At 64.1% G+C, this 18111-nt stretch carries 17 protein-coding genes; 6 read left to right on the top strand and 11 right to left on the bottom strand.

Annotated features, from left to right (window positions below; all coding sequences use genetic code 11):
• Positions 1–72: 72 nt before the first annotated feature.
• The 4 genes from KCX70_RS21945 to KCX70_RS21930 all read left to right on the top strand — a co-directional run bounded on the left by KCX70_RS21945 (position 73) and on the right by KCX70_RS21930 (position 4278).
• Positions 73–1158: a polyamine ABC transporter substrate-binding protein gene (locus KCX70_RS21945; protein WP_212618826.1), complete on the top strand. Its 1086-nt coding sequence runs from the start codon at positions 73–75 to the stop codon at positions 1156–1158.
• A gap of 102 nt (positions 1159–1260) precedes the next feature.
• Positions 1261–2412: a polyamine ABC transporter ATP-binding protein gene (gene potA, locus KCX70_RS21940; RefSeq protein WP_212618825.1), complete on the top strand. Its 1152-nt coding sequence runs from the start codon at positions 1261–1263 to the stop codon at positions 2410–2412.
• Entirely contained in the window at positions 2409–3305 is an 897-nt protein-coding gene (locus KCX70_RS21935) for an ABC transporter permease subunit (protein ID WP_212618824.1), read from the top strand. The genes potA and KCX70_RS21935 overlap by 4 nt, the downstream gene beginning before the upstream one ends.
• 76 nt (positions 3306–3381) lie before the next feature.
• Positions 3382–4278: an ABC transporter permease subunit gene (locus tag KCX70_RS21930; protein ID WP_212618823.1), complete on the top strand. Its 897-nt coding sequence runs from the start codon at positions 3382–3384 to the stop codon at positions 4276–4278.
• A 36-nt stretch (positions 4279–4314) separates the two neighbouring features.
• Here KCX70_RS21930 and KCX70_RS21925 read toward each other — a convergent pair whose 3' ends face one another.
• The gene (locus tag KCX70_RS21925) at positions 4315–4896 is read right to left on the bottom strand and encodes a DUF6436 domain-containing protein (RefSeq protein ID WP_212618822.1); all 582 of its coding nucleotides are present in this window, start codon (positions 4894–4896) and stop codon (positions 4315–4317) included.
• 86 nt (positions 4897–4982) lie between these two features.
• Here KCX70_RS21925 and KCX70_RS21920 point away from each other — a divergent pair, with 86 nt between their 5' ends.
• On the top strand, positions 4983–5921 hold the full coding sequence (locus KCX70_RS21920) for an alpha/beta hydrolase (protein ID WP_212618821.1): 939 nt from the start codon (positions 4983–4985) through the stop codon (positions 5919–5921).
• On the opposite strand, the gene KCX70_RS21915 is transcribed toward KCX70_RS21920, so the two are convergent.
• Complete coding sequence (locus KCX70_RS21915; protein ID WP_212618820.1) at positions 5918–6694, bottom strand: DUF2059 domain-containing protein; 777 nt, start codon at positions 6692–6694, stop codon at positions 5918–5920. The genes KCX70_RS21920 and KCX70_RS21915 overlap by 4 nt on opposite strands.
• A gap of 149 nt (positions 6695–6843) precedes the next feature.
• Here KCX70_RS21915 and KCX70_RS21910 point away from each other — a divergent pair, with 149 nt between their 5' ends.
• Entirely contained in the window at positions 6844–7452 is a 609-nt protein-coding gene (locus tag KCX70_RS21910) for a 2OG-Fe(II) oxygenase (RefSeq protein ID WP_102852657.1), read from the top strand.
• A 73-nt stretch (positions 7453–7525) separates the two neighbouring features.
• Here KCX70_RS21910 and dctM read toward each other — a convergent pair whose 3' ends face one another.
• From dctM to rfbB, 9 genes are all read right to left on the bottom strand, one after another.
• Positions 7526–8806: a C4-dicarboxylate TRAP transporter large permease protein DctM gene (gene dctM, locus KCX70_RS21905; RefSeq protein ID WP_102852656.1), complete on the bottom strand. Its 1281-nt coding sequence runs from the start codon at positions 8804–8806 to the stop codon at positions 7526–7528.
• Positions 8806–9432, bottom strand: a complete 627-nt coding sequence (locus KCX70_RS21900; RefSeq protein WP_102846769.1) for a TRAP transporter small permease — start codon at positions 9430–9432, stop codon at positions 8806–8808. The genes dctM and KCX70_RS21900 overlap by 1 nt, the downstream gene beginning before the upstream one ends.
• 217 nt (positions 9433–9649) lie before the next feature.
• On the bottom strand, positions 9650–10645 hold the full coding sequence (gene dctP, locus KCX70_RS21895; RefSeq protein ID WP_102846770.1) for a C4-dicarboxylate TRAP substrate-binding protein DctP: 996 nt from the start codon (positions 10643–10645) through the stop codon (positions 9650–9652).
• 533 nt (positions 10646–11178) lie between these two features.
• Positions 11179–12570, bottom strand: coding sequence for a sigma-54-dependent transcriptional regulator (locus KCX70_RS21890; protein WP_212618819.1), 1392 nt, complete (start codon positions 12568–12570; stop codon positions 11179–11181).
• 1 nt (position 12571) lies between these two features.
• A complete protein-coding gene (locus KCX70_RS21885) occupies positions 12572–14371 on the bottom strand; it encodes a sensor histidine kinase (protein WP_102852654.1) in 1800 nt (599 codons plus the stop codon).
• 87 nt (positions 14372–14458) lie between these two features.
• The gene (gene rfbD / locus KCX70_RS21880) at positions 14459–15370 is read right to left on the bottom strand and encodes a dTDP-4-dehydrorhamnose reductase (RefSeq protein WP_102846772.1); all 912 of its coding nucleotides are present in this window, start codon (positions 15368–15370) and stop codon (positions 14459–14461) included.
• On the bottom strand, positions 15367–15912 hold the full coding sequence (rfbC, locus tag KCX70_RS21875; RefSeq protein WP_021206963.1) for a dTDP-4-dehydrorhamnose 3,5-epimerase: 546 nt from the start codon (positions 15910–15912) through the stop codon (positions 15367–15369). Before rfbC ends, rfbD begins: the two co-directional genes overlap by 4 nt.
• Positions 15909–16781: a glucose-1-phosphate thymidylyltransferase RfbA gene (gene rfbA, locus KCX70_RS21870; protein ID WP_102852652.1), complete on the bottom strand. Its 873-nt coding sequence runs from the start codon at positions 16779–16781 to the stop codon at positions 15909–15911. The genes rfbC and rfbA overlap by 4 nt, the downstream gene beginning before the upstream one ends.
• Complete coding sequence (rfbB, locus tag KCX70_RS21865; protein ID WP_212618818.1) at positions 16778–17848, bottom strand: dTDP-glucose 4,6-dehydratase; 1071 nt, start codon at positions 17846–17848, stop codon at positions 16778–16780. The genes rfbA and rfbB overlap by 4 nt, the downstream gene beginning before the upstream one ends.
• Positions 17849–18111 lie beyond the last annotated feature (263 nt).

Genomic DNA, 18111 nt, shown 5'->3' with positions numbered 1-18111 from the left:
AGAGGCTTTTCAAATAAACAGCCCGCCTTTCGCCCCGCTGAGCCCTGGCGGCTGTCACAAGAGGACTATTCCATGCGCTCGACACTGAAGTCGCTTATCGTCGCCGTTGCCGTCAGCGGTGCCGCCTCGGCCCAGGCTGCCTCCGTACATATCTACAACTGGTCGGACTACATCGGTGAAACGACGCTGGAAGAATTCGAGAAGGCGACCGGCATCACGCCTGTCTACGACGTCTTCGATTCCAACGAAACTCTGGAAGGCAAGCTGCTCGCGGGCCGAACCGGTTACGACGTCGTGGTGCCTTCCAACCATTTCCTCGGCAAGCAGATTCGTGCCGGTGCGTTCCAGAAGCTCGACAAGAGCAAGCTGCCGAACTGGGAGAACCTCGACCCGGCTTTGCTCAAGCAGCTCGAAAAGAACGATCCGGGCAATGCCTATGCGGCGCCCTATCTCTGGGGTACCAACGGCATCGGCTACAACGTCGAAAAGGTGACCGCTGCCCTGGGTGTCGAGAAGGTCGACTCCTGGGCCGTGCTGTTCGAGCCGGAAAATGCCAAGAAGCTCGCCGCGTGTGGCATTGCCTTTCTCGACTCGGCCGACGAGATGATTCCAGCCGTACTCAACTATCTCGGGCTGGATCCCAACAGCGAGAATCCGGAGGACTACGCCAAGGCGGAAGCCAAGTTGCTGGAGATCCGCCCCTACGTGCGTTACTTCCACTCGTCCAAGTACGTGTCCGACCTGGCCAACGGCAACATCTGCATCGCTGCCGGGTTCTCCGGCGACGTGTTCCAGGCCGCTGCGCGTGCCGACGAAGCGGGCAAAGGCATCGAGATCGCCTATTCGATTCCCAAGGAAGGCGGCAACCTCTGGTTCGACATGCTGGCCATCCCGGGCGATGCGCAGAACGTCGACGAGGCGCACGCCTTCATCAACTATCTGCTCAAGCCGGAGGTCATCGCCTCGGTGAGCGATTACGTCGGGTATGCCAATCCCAATCTCAAGGCCGGCGAGCTGATGGATCAGGAAGTGCGTAACGATCCCTCGGTCTACCCGCCGCAGGAGGTGCTCGACCGGCTCTATGTATCGGCTGAGTTGCCGCCCAAGATCATGCGTCTGATGACGCGCAGCTGGACCAAGGTCAAGTCTGGCCAATAGCGACGCCGAGCGTGGCGATCCTGCTTCGGCCAATCGCCGCGCCTCCAACACACAGGTTTTTCCGGCACCGTCCGGTGCATATTTTCATTCGGGAGTTCGCGTATGGCCGTAGCCTCCAGCGCTTATAAGAAGGCCCTCTCCGGCGAGAGCCAGAACAAGCAGGTGCTGCTGAAAATCGACCGCGTCACCAAGAAGTTCGATGAAACGGTGGCCGTCGACGATGTCTCGCTGAACATCCACCAGGGCGAGATCTTTGCGCTGCTGGGCGGATCGGGTTCGGGTAAATCGACGCTGCTGCGCATGCTTGCAGGGTTCGAACGCCCTACCGACGGGCGCATTTTCCTCGACGGGCAGGACATCACCGACATGCCGCCCTACGAGCGGCCGATCAATATGATGTTCCAGTCCTACGCGCTGTTCCCGCACATGAGCGTGGAGCAGAACATCGCCTTTGGCCTCAAGCAGGATGGGCTGGCGAAGGATGAGGTGAAGGCGCGGGTCGATGAGATGCTCAGTCTGGTGCAGATGACCCAGTACGCCAGGCGCAAGCCGCACCAGCTATCCGGTGGCCAGCGCCAGCGGGTGGCGCTGGCCCGCTCGCTGGCCAAGCGGCCGAAGCTGCTGCTGCTCGACGAGCCCATGGGCGCGCTGGACAAGAAGCTGCGCTCGCAGATGCAGCTCGAGCTGGTGCAGATCATCGAGCGGGTCGGGGTAACCTGCGTGATGGTTACCCATGATCAGGAAGAGGCCATGACCATGGCCGAGCGCATCGCCATCATGCACCTCGGCTGGATCGCCCAGGTCGGCAGCCCGATGGACATCTACGAGACGCCGGCGAGCCGCCTGGTCTGCGAGTTCATCGGCAACGTCAATCTGTTCGACGGTGAGCTGATCGAGGACGTCGAGGACCATGCGGTCATCGCCAGCCCAGGCCTCAATAACCCGATCTACGTCGGCCACGGCATCAGTACCCGCGCCCAGGACAAGCAGATCACCTATGCCATCCGCCCCGAAAAGCTGCTGATTGGCACCGAACTGCCCGAGCTGGAGCGTCCCGGCTACAACTGGACTAAGGGCGTCGTGCACGATATCGCCTACCTGGGCGGGCATTCGGTCTACTACATCCAGCTGCCGGGCGGTGGCGTCCTCCAGGCCTTCATGGCCAACGCCGAGCGCCATGTGAAACTGCCGACCTGGGAAGAACAGGTGTTCGTCTACTGGTGGGACGACAGCGGCGTGGTGTTGCAAGCATGAGCCGCCCAACATTGAATGCCGGGCGCCGTCTGGTCATCGGCGTACCCTTCGTCTGGCTGATGCTGTTCTTCCTGCTGCCGTTCGCCATCGTGCTGAAGATCAGTTTTTCCGAAGCCGACGTGGCCATTCCGCCGTATACGGACATCTTCGCCTACGCCGACCAGCAACTGCAGGTGCTGATCAACCTCGGCAACTACGTGTTCCTCAGCGAGGACGACCTCTATTGGGCCGCCTACGCCGGGTCGTTGCGGGTCGCCTTTTTCAGCACCCTGATGTGCCTGCTGATCGGCTATCCCATGGCCTACGCCATCGCGCGGGCGCGCAAGGACCTGCAAACGGTCCTGCTGCTGCTGATCATGATGCCGACCTGGACCGCCATTCTGATTCGCGTCTACGCCTGGATGGGGATTCTCAGCAGCAACGGCATCCTCAATGGCCTGCTGCAGAACCTGGGGCTGATCGACACGCCGCTGCAGATTCTCAATACCGACCTGGCGGTCTATATCGGCGTGGTCTACTCCTATCTGCCGTTCATGATCCTGCCGTTGTACGCCAACCTGGTGAAGCACGATCTCAGCCTGCTCGAGGCCGCTTCCGACCTGGGCGCCAGCAACCTCAGCGCGTTCTGGAAGATCACCGTGCCGCTGTCGAAGAACGGCATCATTGCCGGCTGCATGCTGGTGTTCATTCCAGTGGTAGGTGAGTTCGTCATTCCGGAACTGCTCGGCGGGCCGGAGACGCTGATGATCGGCAAGGTGCTCTGGCAGGAATTCTTCAACAACCGTGATTGGCCGGTGGCCTCTGCGCTGGCGGTGGTGATGCTGGTGATCCTGCTGGTGCCGATCATCCTGTTCAACCGCAACCAGACCAAGGAATTGGAGGGCAAGCTATGACTCGTCCGAGCTGCGGGCTGCCCCGTTCGACCGGCTCCCCGAGCCCACGCACACCCTGGGAACTGGGAGGCAGACCATGAAGCGCTACAGTTTTTCCAACCTGATGCTGGTGCTGGGGCTGCTGTTCATCTACCTGCCGATGGTGCTGCTGGTCATCTATTCGTTCAACGCGTCGCGCCTGGTGACGGTCTGGGGCGGCTGGTCGATCAAGTGGTACGTGGGCCTACTGGACAACAGCCAGCTCATGGGCGCGGTGATGCGCTCGCTGGAAATTGCGCTGTATACCGCCGGCTCGGCCGTGGCGCTCGGCACCATGGCTGCCTTCGTGCTGACCCGCATCCCGCGTTTTCGCGGACGCGCGCTGTTCGGCGGCCTGGTAACCGCGCCGCTGGTCATGCCGGAGGTGATCACCGGTCTGTCGCTGCTGCTGCTGTTCGTGGCCATGGCGCAACTGGTCGGCTGGCCTGCCCAGCGCGGTATCGTGACCATCTGGATCGCCCACACCACCTTCTGCTCGGCGTATGTCGCGGTGATCGTGATGGCCCGTCTGCGTGAGCTGGACCAGTCCATCGAAGAGGCGGCGATGGACCTCGGCGCACGGCCGTGGAAGGTATTCTTCCTGATCACCATGCCGATGATCGCGCCGTCCCTGGCGGCTGGCGGGATGCTGTCCTTCGCCTTGTCGCTCGATGATCTGGTGCTGGCGAGCTTCGTCTCCGGGCCCGGTTCGACCACCTTGCCGATGGAGATCTTTTCCGCGGTCAGGCTGGGCGTGAAGCCGGAGATCAACGCCGTGGCCAGCCTGATCCTGCTGGTGGTATCGGTGGCGACCTTCATCGCCTGGTACATCAGCCGCCGTGCCGACAAGCGCCGGGCTCGCGCCATGCGTCAGGCCATGGACGAGGGCGCGCAGCAGAACTGGCGGTCGACGGTCGATAGCAGCGTCATCACGCCGCCGTCCGCGCATAGCTGAGTCGCGGCCACAAGGCCGATGCGGGTTCGCCAGTGGTCAGTCCGACCCTGGCGGGCCCCAGTCACAGAAGCAGCCCACCGCCAGCGAATGCGTGGCCTTGACCGGGCGGCCGGCCAGTACCGCCTCCAGGATGGGTTCGATGAAGCTGTTGCTGGAGTTGCACACGGCGCCTTCGCTGTAGGGGCCCAGATAGACCAGCTGTCCCTTAACATCCCAGACGCCGACGGCGGGGCTGGCCGGCAGGCTTTGCGAGCCGGGCAGGGCATCGAGCGCCTGCAAGCCGGCCAGCTGATCGGGTAGACGGCCCTGGCTGCCGGGACGCTGCAATGCGTAGAAGTGCACGCCCCGATCACCGAAGCGTTCAAGCAGCTCGGCCAGATGCTGCTGATTGCCGGCGTTGCAGGGGCAGGCGGGGTCCCAGAAGTGCACCACACGGACCGCTGCGTCGTCTTGCAGGGTGTCGGGCAGCGCCAGGCTATCGCCAGAAAACAACTGCGTGCTTTCGCTATCGAAGGGGCGCAGGTATCGGGCCTCGAACCAGCGGAAAGCGGCCAGCATGGCGCCAGCCCAGAGCAGGGCGATCAGCGCTGCGATCAGATATTTGTTGCGTACTGACATCTCGGCACCCTTCAGCGGAGGCGCCAGCTTGCCACGTCGCGTTACAGAGCTGAAGATTCGCTTCAATTCGAGCCAGAAAGCCCGTCATGTCTTCGCCAATCGATCCCGATACGCTCCGCGCGCAGCTGCAACCGCTCGCCGCCGGCACACCGCTCAGCGCCGCGGCATGCTCTTACCAGGCCTACTACGGCCTCGATCTGCCACAGCACCGCGACCTCCAGCACCGCCTGGGCTGCTTTTCGGTCCATGGCTACCAGGTGGCCGCGCAGGCTTGGTGCCCGGCTCAACCGGTCGCCACGCTGTTCATCCTGCACGGCTACTACGACCACATGGGCCTCTACCAGCACGTTGTCGACTGGGGCCTGAGCATGGGCTTCGCGGTGCTGGCCTGCGACCTGCCCGGGCACGGGCTGTCCAGTGGGCCGCGAGCGAGCATCAACGAGTTCGATGAATACCAGGCGGTGCTGGCCGGCCTTATGCGCGAAGCCGAGACGCTGCGGCTGCCTGGTCCCTGGCACCTGCTGGGGCAGAGTACGGGGGCTGCGATCGCGCTGGACTACCTGCTGGCCCACCCGGATGACCCGCGGCTGGGGCGCGGCATTCTGCTGGCGCCGCTGGTGCGGCCGCGTGCCTGGCGCTGGTCGAGGTTCAGTTATGAGGTGATGCGGCACTTCGTCAAGCAGATCCCCAGGCAGTTCAGCGAGAACTCGAGCGATCCGGCATTCCTCGAGTTTGTCCGCTCCAGCGACCCGTTGCAGCCGGACACCCTGCCAACCGCCTGGGTCGGCGCGCTGTCGCGATGGATTCCCCGCATCGAGGGCGCACGGCGCAGTCCACACAGCCCGCTCATCGTTCAAGGCGAAGCGGACATGACCGTGGACTGGCGCTACAACCTGCCGGTGCTGGAGCGCAAGTTCACCGCGCCGGAGGTCTTGTACCTGCCCGACGCGCGCCATCATCTGGTCAATGAACGGGAGGCGATACGCCGCGATTACTTCGAGTTCCTCGGTGATCGCCTGAGCTAGGAGCGGATCGCGCCGGCGGCTCGCGCCTGGGTTTCACTGCCGCTCGTGCCGACCGCCAGACCGGCACGCAGCGCTTGCAGCGCTGCCTGGTAATAGCGTTTCCCCGCGTCGGACTGAGCGAATTGGACGAACTCTTCCAGCTCGGCATCGGAAAGGTCGCGATAGATGAACAGCAGCGTGTTGTCCAGGTCACTCTCGACCTGCTGCTGCAGGCGCTCGCGCTGGCTTTCCAGCAGTCCCTGGGCCTGACCACCGCCGAGCAGGCCGGGGATCATCTGGCTGAGGCTGTCGGCGGCGACGCCGGCGAGCGCCAGGCTGACCTCGGCACCCGCCTCGGCGGCCGGTAACGCCTGTGCCAGGTGGCGGATCAACGGCTGCCGATTGCTGCCGGCCTGCATCCTCGGCAAGCCGTTTTCGTAGCGAGCGAGTTGCTCGCGGCGGCCGGCCAGAACCTCTGCCGCGACCACCTTGTGGCCCAGCGGCGACTGGAAGAACTCAAGTGCCGGCTGTGGATCGGCCAGGTGCTGGCGCAGGGCTCGTTTGGCGCGCTGATCGACGGCGTCCACCGCAAAGCGGCGGTTGCTGTTGGTTACCAGCGCTTGATAGACCGCCGGCGGCAGGCTGCTCTTGTAGCGCTGCTGGGCGGCCGTCAGGGCATCGGAGAAATTGGCGCGTTGTTCGGTCCAGCCCGCCGCCTCGTAGAGTTCGTCGTAGCTATCGGCCAAGGCGTTCAGGCTGAAGGCGAGTAATACACAAGCGATAAGGGCGCGCATGAAAGCTCCTCTGTGGCGGGCGGTTTATTTTCGGCGTCGCGACCCGGGGTTGTCGAGGAGCGAAAGCCCTGCTGCTAGACTCAGCGCTGTTTCCGCGGGCCCGCCTGGGCCGCAGGGAAACGTCATTCGACCCATTGGAGTCACCTTCCTTGCCGTTCTCTACGATCATCGATGACCTGGCCGAACGCGGCTGGTCGTTGCAGAGTGCCTTCCTTGCACATGATGTGACCCAAAAGCTGGCCGACGAGTGCCGCAGACGCTATGCCGAAGGGACGCTGGCACCGGCCGGTGTCGGGCGGGGCGAGGAGCAGGCGGTGCGCGAAGGCATCCGCGGCGACCATATCCACTGGCTGGAAGAAGGGCAGGCAGAGGTGTGTGATGCCTATCTGGCGCTGATGGATGAACTGCGCCAGACGCTCAATCGCGAGCTGTTCCTCGGCCTGGAGGAGTTCGAATGCCACTTCGCGCTTTACCCGCCGGGGGCCTTCTATCAGACCCATCTGGATCGTTTTCGCGACGATGACAGCCGCTGTGTCACCGCGGTCATCTACCTCAATCCGGACTGGCAGCCGGCCGATGGTGGCGAGTTGCGCATGCATTTCGCCGACGGCTCGAGCCTCGATATTCCGCCGCTGGCTGGCGACCTGCTGATGTTCCTGTCGGGGGATTTTCCTCACGAGGTGCTGGTGACCCAGGCCGATCGCCTGTCCTTGACCGGCTGGTTTCGCCGGCGGCCGGTGGACGTGCTGGCGCTCTGACGAGACAGCAAACGATGGCGCATGAAAAAGCCCGGCGCTAGGCCGGGCAAGAACAGCAATCGGAGCGATGCGGCTACATCCCCAACAGGCTTGGCAACCCGAGGGAAATCATCGGCACGTAAGTGATGAGCACCAGGAACGCCAGCATCAGCGCCAGCCACGGCAGCACGGCGCGGATCACCTGGGTGACCGGCATGCCGGTCACCGCCGAAGCGACGAACAGGTTCAGCCCCACCGGCGGGGTGATCAGGCCGATTTCCATGTTCACCACCATGATGATGCCCAGGTGAATCGGGTCGATGCCCAGCTGTATGGCGATCGGGAACAGGATCGGGGCCAGGATCAGGATGATTGCCGAGGGCTCCATGAAGGCGCCGGCAACCAGCAGCACGATGTTCACCACCAGCAGGAACATCCACGGCTGCAGTCCGGCTTCGAGCACCATGGCGGTGATCTGCTGCGGTAACTGCTCGGTGGTCAGTACATGCGCGAAGAGCATGGCGTTAGCGATGATGAACATCAGCATGATCGTCAGCTTGCCCGACTCCAGCAGCACCCGTGGGCAGTCGCGAAGGGTGATGTCCTTGTAGACGAACAGCGCGATGAACGCCGAATACACCGCCGCCACGGCCGCAGCTTCGGTTGGGGTGAACATGCCCGAGTAGATGCCGCCGAGGATGATCACCATCAACAGCAGTCCCCACAGTGCCTGGCGAGCCGAAGACAGCCACTGACGGAAGGTCGCTCGCGGCATCGCCGGCAGCTTCTTCTTCACCGCGACGATATAGATCGCGACCATCAGCCCGAGGCCCAGCAGAATGCCGGGCACCACACCGGCCATGAACAGCGCGCCCACGGAGGTTTCGGTGGCGGCGGCGTAAACCACCATCACGATCGACGGCGGGATCAGGATGCCCAGCGTCCCGGCGTTACAGACGATGCCGGCGCCGAAGGCCTGCGGATAGCCGGAGCGCACCATGCCGGCGATGGCGATGGAACCGACCGCAGCCACGGTGGCCGGGGACGAGCCGGACAGCGCGGCGAACAGCATGCACGCCATGACCGCACTGATGGCCAGGCCGCCGCGGATGTGGCCGACGGTGGCGTTGGCGAAATCGATCAGGCGCTTGGCCACGCCACCGGTGGTCATGAAGGCACCGGCCAGCAGGAAGAACGGGATCGCCAGCAGGGTGTAGTGTTCGGAGGTTTCGAACAGCTTGATCGCCAGCGAACGCACCGAGTCGGGGCTGAAGAACATGATCGTCAGCGAACCGGCCAGACCAAGGGAGATGGCCACCGGCACGCCGATGAACATCAGCGCGAACAGCGCCAGGAAGAGGAACAGGATAGTCATTACTTCGGCTCCTCTTCACCGAGCCGGGCCGCCTCGGCGGCTTCGTCGGCCAGGCCCAGTCCGGTCTGCTCGTTGCGCAGGATGCGCACCAGAATCTCTGCGAATCGAATGAAGACCATGGCAAAGCCGATCGGCACGATCATGCCGATCTGCCATTGCTTGACGCCGATATGGCCGAGGTCTTCAGCGCCGATACCGGCCGTGAACAGGGTCTGGATCCACTCGAAGCTCGCCACGGTCAGCAGGCCGGCGTAGCCAAGGCAGAACAGGCAGGCGATCACGCCGATGTAGCGCTGGATATTGCGCGGGGCGAGCTTGACCAGCGCATCGACGCCGATGTGGCCGGCGGTGCGCACGCCATAGGCCAGGCCGGAGAAGATCAGCCAGGCGAACAGTGCCCGGGTGAGCGCCGAGCTCCAGGTCATGGACTGCGCCAGGCCGATGATGTAATCGCCGAGGGCAAAGAAGAAGTCTTCCGCGGCGGGAAAGGTGTCCCCCAGCGAATAGAAAACGGTGTAGAGGTTGTTCAAGACCACATAAACGAAGGTCACCAGAGTCATGGCGGCCAGCAAGAAGGCGATAAAGCCTTCCTCGAAGTGGTCCCAGACGCGCCAGAGGGCGTTCATGGATGACATCTCCCGATGAAATGCATTGGATTCGATGGGCGTACGCACTGTGCGCCATAAGCCGGTCTGGTAACCGGGCGACAGGATCAGGACACGCTTGTTGTAGTGGCGTAGCGGCGGAGATCGATCCGTCGTTGCGCCGGTTTGTCGCGTGTCTCCGGTGCGCTGTCAGTACCGCAACGGGGGTGGAGGGCGGCTGGCCGCCCTCCGGTGACGCTTACTCGGCCTTGTTGGAAGCGTCGGCGGCCTTGATCAGGTCAGCTCCGATTTCGCCTTCGAACTTCTTCCAGACCGGCTGCATGGCTTCACGCCACTTGGCACGCTCTTCCGGGGTCAGGACCAGAATTTCAGTCGTACCGGCATCGAGGATCTGCTGCTTGGCCTGCTTGTTCAGGTCATCAGCCTGCTTGTTCACCTCGACGGTCACCTCGCCGATGATCTCGTTCAGTTCCGAGCGCACGTCGTCCGGCAGGCCGTTCCAGAACTTGGTGTTGGTGATCAGCATGTAGTCCAGCAAGCCGTGGTTGGACTCGGTGATGTGCTTCTGAACCTCGTGCATCTTCTGCGAGTAGATGTTCGAGTAGGGGTTCTCGGCACCGTTGACGACGCCGGTCTGCAGGCCTTGGTAGACCTCGGCGAAGCTCATCTTACGCGGGTTGGCGCGCACGGCCTTGAACTGCTCCTCGAGCACCTGGGACGCCTGTACGCGGAACTTCAGGCCACGCGCATCCTTCGGCTCGCGCAGCTCCTTGTTGGCCGACAGCTGCTTGAGGCCGTTGTGCCAGTACGCCAGACCGGTGATGTTCTTGTCGACCATGGAGGTCAGCAGAGCCTGGCCCTTGTCGCTCTTCTGGAAGCGGTCGACCGCGGCCATGTCGTCGAACAGGAACGGCAGGTCGAATACCTGAAGCTGCTTGGTGTACTGCTCGAACTTGGCCAGCGAAGGCGCGATCAGCTGGACGTCGCCCAGCAGCAGCGCTTCCATTTCCTTGCCGTCACCGAACAGCGAGGAGTTCGGGTAGACCTGCACCTCGACCTTGCCGGGCAGACGCTCCTCGACCAATTTCTTGAACATCAGTGCGCCCTGGCCCTTCGGCGTGCTGTCGGCGACGACGTGGGAGAACTTGATGATGATCGGGTCTGCGGCCTGAGCCAGCGTGGCCATGCCTAGGGACAGGGCGCAGGCGAGCGCGGTGGCGGTCAGTTTGAACATTGTTGTTTTCCTCTTGTTGTGAAGTGAGCCTGTGCATCGCAGCGAGGCTCGGCTGTAACCAGCAAGACAAGTCTAGGCGTCATGAGCAACATGCGCCCGGCTCGTGCCACCGGTTCATCGTGTTAGGGAGAGCAAGGCTTGTGCCAAATGCACAAGGCGCTGCCACCCGTAACGCGGAAGTTTACCCGCATGATGGCAAAATACTGACGAATATTTCTCAGCCAGCCCGTCTGGCCCGCAGGTTTGCCATGTTCGCCGGTCACCGCCGAAGACCGCAGCGGCAAATCGCACCGGCTGCCGGTCGGCTCCCTTCATCGATCCGATCGACGCATCGCGGGAAACTCTACTCGGCGTTGCCGGCCGCTGAAATTCATCATTGAACAAGCCCGGCTTCGTCTTCGGCGAATGCCTGCGGGCTCGCTGGGAGAGCCTGGCGTCGGGCTATTTCATCACCGCGAGCATGACCGGCAGCGGATTGGTCGGCAGATGCGGGCAGCTAGGGCGGGCTCCAGCATGTGGCGGAAATCCGCCAGCTAGTCATCCTCATCCGGCGAGGTTCCGCCAGCATCGTTGAATACCAGGCCGTGCTTGCGCAGCTTGTCGTGCAGCGTCTTGCGCGGCAGGCCGAGCGCTTCGGCGACGCTGCGCAGCGAGCTGTGTGGGCGCGACAGTTCCGCGGCAATCAGCGCACGCTCGAAGGCTTCGACCTGCTCGTTGAGCGTCGTGGCGGTGGTGGCCGGAGCCCCTTCGGCGTGCAGGGCCGGGTCTTCCAGGCCGAGGTCGAGACCCAGGGCGAAGCGTTCGGCGGTGTTCTGCAGTTCGCGCACGTTGCCCGGCCAGGCGTGCCGGAGCAACTGGGCCCGTTGTTCCGGGCGCAGCTCGCGAATCGGCAGGCCATGCCGGCTGGCCGCGGTTTCGGCAAAGTGCTGAAACAGGAACAGCAGGTCTTCGCTACGCTCGCGCAGCGGCGGGATGCGCAACGGGGCGACGTTCAGCCGGTAGTAGAGGTCGGCGCGGAAACGCCCCTGGTCGGCCGCGTGGCGCAGGTCTTCCTTGGTGGCGGCGATGACGCGGATGTCCAGCGCGATCGATTGGTTGCCGCCCAAGCGCTCGACCACTCGCTCCTGCAGCATACGCAGCAGCTTGACCTGCACGTCGAGGCTCATGCTCTCGATCTCATCGAGAAACAGGGTGCCGCCGTTAGCGAACTCGAACTTGCCGATGCGACGTTTTTGCGCGCCGGTGAAGGCGCCGGCCTCGTGGCCGAAGAGCTCGCTCTCGACCACCGACTCGGCCAGCGCGCCGGCATTGATGGCGACGAAGGGCCCGCCCCGGCGGTTGGAAAGATCGTGCAGCGCGCGGGCCACCACTTCCTTGCCGGCGCCGGTTTCGCCGAGGATCAGCACGTCGGCCTGGGTTCCGGCGAGGGCGCCGATCTGCTCGCGCAGGCGCTGCATGGCCGGTGACTGGCCCAGCAGGCGGGCCGAGAGTTGCTGGCGGTCGGCCAGCGCCAGGCGCAGGCTGCGGTTGTCGAGCACCAACTGGCGCAGGGCCAGGGCGCGGCGCACGCCATCGAGCAAGGCCTCGCTGGGGAAAGGTTTCTCGAGGAAATCGTAGGCCCCGGCGCGCATGGCCTGTACCGCCAGCTGGATGTCGCCATGGCCGGTGATCAGCAGCACCGGCAGTTCGCTGTCCAGCGCCCGCAGCTGCTGCTGCAGTTCAAGCCCATCGAGCCCGGGCATGCGAATGTCGCTGACCACCACGCCGGCCCAGTCCGCTGGCAGCATCGTCGGCAGGCCGCGAGCGTCGCCGAGGCTCAGTACCTTGAGCCCGGCGAGATCGAGCGTCTGGCTCAGCGCCTTGCGCAGGTGGGGATCGTCGTCGACCAGGACTACCTGATATTGCGGGTCGATCTGACTGGTCATGCTAGTCCTCGCTGGGAAAGGCGACGCCGGGATCGGCGGATCGCAGATAGAGACTGAGCTGGGCGCCGCCCTCAGGGTGATTGGCCAGGGTCAGCTCTCCTCCCAGGGTCCGTGTCAGGGTATCGCAGATGGCCAGTCCCAGGCCGAGCCCCTGAGCGCTGGTCTTGGTGGTGAAGAAGGGCTCGCGGGCACGTTGCAGCGCGGTGGCGGAAAACCCCGGACCGTTGTCGCGCAAGGTCAGCAGCACGCCGTCATCCTGGCGCTCGGCGCGCAGCCAGATGCGCCGGACCGGCGGGCGTTCGTTAAGCGCGTCGAGGGCGTTGGCCAGCAGGTTGGACAGGATCTGCCGCAGGCGGGTCTCGCCGGCCTGGACCCACAGCGTCGCGTCCGGCAGGTCACGGATCAGCTCGACGCCCATGGCCTGCCTTCGCTTGGCCAGCAATGCCAGCGCGTCGTCCAGTGCCGGTTGCAGGGCGACCCGTTCAGGTGCATGCCGATCGCGCCGTGCGAACGCTCGCAGATGGGCGATGATCGAGGCCATCCGCGCGGTCAGTTCGCTGATCAAGCGCAGATTGTCCCGGGCTTCCTCGTTGCGCTGTTGATCGAGCAGCACGCCGGCGTTGTCCGCGTAGCTGCGAATCGCGCCCAGTGGCTGATTGAGCTCATGGCTGATGCTCGCCGACATGGTGCCCAGCGCCGACAGTTTGCCGGCCTGGAGCAGTTCGTCCTGGGCGCGGACCAGCTCCTGCTGGGCCTGCTCGCGTTCCAGCACTTCTTCCTTGAGGCGGCTGTTCAGCGCCTCCAGATCCTGGGTGCGCTCCTGCACACGGCGCTCTAGCTGCTGCCGCGCCTTGGCATCCAGGGCGATACGTTCCAGGTAGTGGCGGCGGCGCTGCATGAGCAGACCGAGCAGCAGCAACAGCGCCGCGAGGGTGGCGGCGCCGATGGCCACGACGGTTTGCACCGGACGTTCGACGAGACTTATCGGCGCCAGGATGCGCACCGTCCAGCCGGTTTCCTTGAGCTCGCGGCTCTGGATCAGCCAGGCGTCTATGTCCAGCGTCAGCAGTCGCGGATCGAGGGTCGGATAGGGGCGTTCTGAGGCGATCTGCTCACGCTCGTCGGCATCCAGCGCCCGGCTGGCACGAAATCGCCATTCCGGCCTGGAGGTCAGTATCACCACGCCGAAGTTGTCGGTAACCATCAGCTGTTCGGGCGTGCTGCCCCACAGGGTCTCGGTATGATCCAGATCCACCTTGACCACCAGCACGCCGAGCACCTGGTCGCCATCGCGCACGGCCGCGCCGAAGTAGTAGCCACGCTTGCCCGAGGTGGTGCCGAGGCCGAAGAAGCGGCCCAGGTTGCCGGCCATGGCTTCGCGGAAATAGGGACGAAAGGCGAAATTCCGCCCGACGAAGCTGTCCTCGTCGTTCCAGTTGGAGGCGGCCAGGGTTTCGCCGTCCGGTGCCATCAGGTAGATGACGTCGGCGCCGGTCTCCTTGCGCAACTGGCCCAGCAGACGGTTCGCCTGATCCTTCGCGGTCGGGCTGGCCGGTTCGCGCAGAGCCGTACGCAGCGTCGGCAGGTCGCCGAGGATGCGTGGCAGCACCTCGTAGCGGCGCAGCGAGCCGAGCAGGTTGGCGACGTACAGATCGAGGGTCTGGCGGTTCTGCTCGATCAGCTCGTTGCTGTAGTAGCGCTCGGCCAGTTGTTGCAGCGGCCACAGCAGCGGCGCCAGCAGCAGTGCGAGCAGAGCCAGATTGCGCCAGCGTGGGCGACGAGGAGGTAGGGATGGTGTCATGCCGATGCGCCTGTGATTCGGGCGACATTATGCACGTTCGACCTGGCGCGGGCGCCGCGATGAAGAGGGGCGGCTGCCGGCCCTGGCTTAGACGCTCTGTACGGAGGGCATGGCCTGATCGGCCTGGGCACCGTATGAACTCGCCAGGCAACGATGCAGCGCCGTTTCCCAATCGGGCAGTTCGATGCCCCACTCGCGTTGCAGGCGTGCGCAGCTCAGGCGCGAGTTGAGCGGCCGCTGCGCCGCCGTAGGGTAGTTGCAGGACAGGATCGGTTCGAGCCTGGCCCGAGGCAGGCCTTGCTGTTGCAGATGTTGGGCGATGCTGCAGGCGAAGCCATACCAGGAGGTCTCGCCGATGGCGGTCAGATGGTACAGGCCGTCCGGGCCGCCGGTTCCTGCCCGCCATTTGCTCACCATGGCCGCCGTGGTCGTGGCAATGGTGTCGGCCCAGGTCGGCGCGCCGATCTCGTCGGCGACCACCGACAGCGAATCTCGCTCCTGCAGCAGCCGCTGCATGGTCAGCAGAAAGTTGCTGCCTTGCAGCGAGTAGACCCAGCTGGTGCGCAGGATCAGATGCTTGCCGCCCACCGCCTGAATCGCCTGCTCACCGGCCAGTTTGCTCGCCCCGTAGACACTGAGCGGAGCGGGCTGATCGGTCTCTTCGTAAGGGCCGGGTTTGCGCCCGTCGAAGACATAGTCGGTGGAGTAGTGGATCAGCGGTACGTCGAGCGCCGCGGCTTCCTCGGCCAGCACTCCGGGCCCGACGGCGTTGACCGCGAAGGCCCGTTCGCGATTGTCCTGTGCCGGATCGACCGCGGTGTAGGCTGCCGCGTTGATGATCAGGTCAGGGCTGAGCAAGCGAATCTGCTGGCGGATCTGTGCCGGCTCGGCCAGGTCGAGTGCCTTGTGGCCCAGCGCAAGCACCTTCCCTTCACCGGCTAGCGCCCGCTGCAGTGCCTGAGACAGTTGCCCCTTGCTGCCGGTGATGAGAATTTTCATGCGAACAACTCCGCCTCGCTCAACACCTTGCCGTCGATATCCTTCTGCGACAGTTGCGGCGGCTCGGTGAATGGCCAGTCGATGCCGATCTGCGGATCGTTCCAGAGCAACGAGCGCTCATGGGCCGGCGCGTAGTAGTCGGTGGTCTTGTAGAGGAACTCGGCGCTCTCGCTGAGCACCACGAAGCCGTGCGCGAAGCCTTCCGGAATCCACAGCTGGCGCTGGTTCTGCGCGCTCAGGTGAGTACCGACCCAGCGGCCGAAGCTCGGCGAGCTCTTGCGCAGGTCGACCGCGACATCGAACACCTCACCGGCAACGACCCGCACCAGCTTTCCCTGCGGTTGCTGGATCTGATAGTGCAGCCCACGCAGCACGCCGCGCTGGGATTTGGAGTGATTGTCCTGGACGAATTGGCGCTTGAGCCCGGTGGCCGCTTCGAAAGCGGCCGCGTTGAAGCTCTCGTAGAAGAAGCCACGCTCGTCACCGAACACCTTGGGCTCGATGATCAGGACGTCGGGAATGCTGGTTTCGATGACCTTCATGCGTCTTCACCGGCCAACTTAAACAGGTACTGACCGTAACCGGTCTTGCCCAGGGCATCGGCGCGTTGCAATAGCTGTTCGCGGTCGATCCACTTGTGCTGGTAGGCGATCTCCTCCAGGCAGGCGACCTTCAGGCCTTGACGGTGCTCGATGGTCTGCACGTACTGCGAGGCTTCCAGCAGGCTGTCGTGGGTACCGGTGTCGAGCCAGGCGAAGCCGCGGCCGAAGCGCTCGACATTGAGATCGCCGCGCTTGAGGTAGGCCATGTTGACGTCGGTGATCTCCAGCTCGCCGCGCGGCGAGGGCTTGATCGACTTGGCGATCTCGATCACGTCGTTGTCGTAGAAATACAGGCCGGTCACCGCGTAGCTGGACTTGGGTTTGGCCGGCTTTTCCTCGATGGACAGGGCCTTGCCGGTCTCGTCGAAGTCGATCACGCCGAAGCGCTCCGGGTCCTTGACCCAGTAACCGAATACGGTCGCGCCCTTTTCCTGGCGGGAGGCGCGCTGCAGCTTCTCGGTGAAGTGCTGACCGTGGAAGATGTTGTCGCCCAGGATCAGGCACACCGAGTCGTTGCCGATGAACTCTTCACCGATCAGGAAGGCCTGCGCCAGGCCGTCCGGCGAGGGCTGCTCGGCGTAGCTGAAGTTGACGCCGAACTGGCTGCCGTCGCCCAGCAGGTTCTGGTATTGCGGCAAGTCCTGCGGGGTGGAAATGACCAGAATGTCGCGGATCCCGGCGAGCATCAGTACCGATATCGGGTAGTAGGCCATGGGCTTGTCGTAGATCGGCAGCAGCTGCTTGGATACGCCCAGGGTGATGGGGTGCAGACGGGTGCCGGAGCCTCCGGCGAGGATGATTCCTTTCATGCGGTCTCCAGGGCGCCGAGGCGCTCGCGTTGATAGCTGCCGTCCTGAACGCGACGGCACCATTCGAGGTTGTTCAGGTACCACTGCACGGTCTTGCGCAGGCCGGTTTCGAAGGTTTCCTGCGGGACCCAGCCGAGTTCGCGCTCGATCTTGCTGGCGTCGATGGCATAGCGCAGGTCGTGACCGGGACGGTCCTTGACGAAGGTGATGAGGTCTTCGAAGCGCTCGATGCCGGCCGGCTTCTGCGGTGCCAGCTCTTCGAGCAGGGCGCAGATGCCGCGCACCACGTCGATGTTCTTCTGCTCGTTGTGCCCGCCGATGTTGTAGGTCTCGCCGACCTTGCCCTCGCTGACCACCTTGAACAGCGCACGCGCATGATCCTCGACGAACAGCCAGTCGCGGACCTGGGTACCGTTGCCATACACCGGCAGCGGCTTGCCATCGAGTGCGTTGAGGATCACCAGCGGGATCAGCTTCTCGGGGAAGTGATACGGGCCGTAGTTGTTCGAGCAGTTGGTGATCAGTACCGGCAGGCCGTAGGTGCGCTGCCAGGCGCGGACCAGATGGTCTGACGAAGCCTTGCTGGCCGAATAGGGCGAGCTCGGCGCGTAGGGCGTGGTCTCGGTGAACAGGTCGTCGACACCGTGCAGGTCGCCATACACCTCGTCGGTTGAGATGTGATGGAAGCGGAACGCCTCGCGACGCTCGACCGGCAGCGTCTGCCAGTAGGCACGTGCGGCTTCGAGCAGCTGGTAGGTGCCAACGATGTTGGTCTGGATGAATTCGGCCGGGCCGTCGATGGAGCGGTCGACGTGGGATTCGGCGGCCAGATGCATGATGGCGTCCGGCTGGAATTCCAGCAGCGCCTCGCTCACCCGCTCACGGTCGGCGATGTCGGCCTGCAGGAACCGATAACGATCGCTGGTATCCACTTCGGCGAGCGACTCGAGGTTGCCGGCGTAGGTCAGCTTGTCCAGGTTGAGGACGCTGTGCTCGGTGTCCAGAATGAGGTGGCGGATCAGAGCAGAGCCGATGAATCCGGCTCCGCCGGTAACGAGAATGCGCATGATTGAAGGCTTCCTTGGCGCGCTACAGAGCAACAGGCTCTTGGCATGTCGGCAGGATAGACCTGTCGAAAATACAAAAATTCCCAGACCGGGATTGCCGCGCGCAGCACCGTGGGGAAAACCCGGGCGGCAGCGACGACCGAAGAGGGCGGCCTCGGCACCCCGGACCCGGGCGATGCCGCGCAGCAGATGGCGCCATGACCTCAGCCGTCCGCCGGGGCCGGCTCGCGACGCTGCGGAAAAAAATTCAGCGAATGGCGAAC

Source organism: Stutzerimonas stutzeri, from assembly GCF_018138085.1.
Classification (GTDB): Bacteria; Pseudomonadota; Gammaproteobacteria; order Pseudomonadales; family Pseudomonadaceae; genus Stutzerimonas; species Stutzerimonas stutzeri_AI.
The sequence above is the reverse complement of the archived record's forward strand: the minus strand, read 5'-3'. Positions and strand labels throughout refer to the sequence as shown.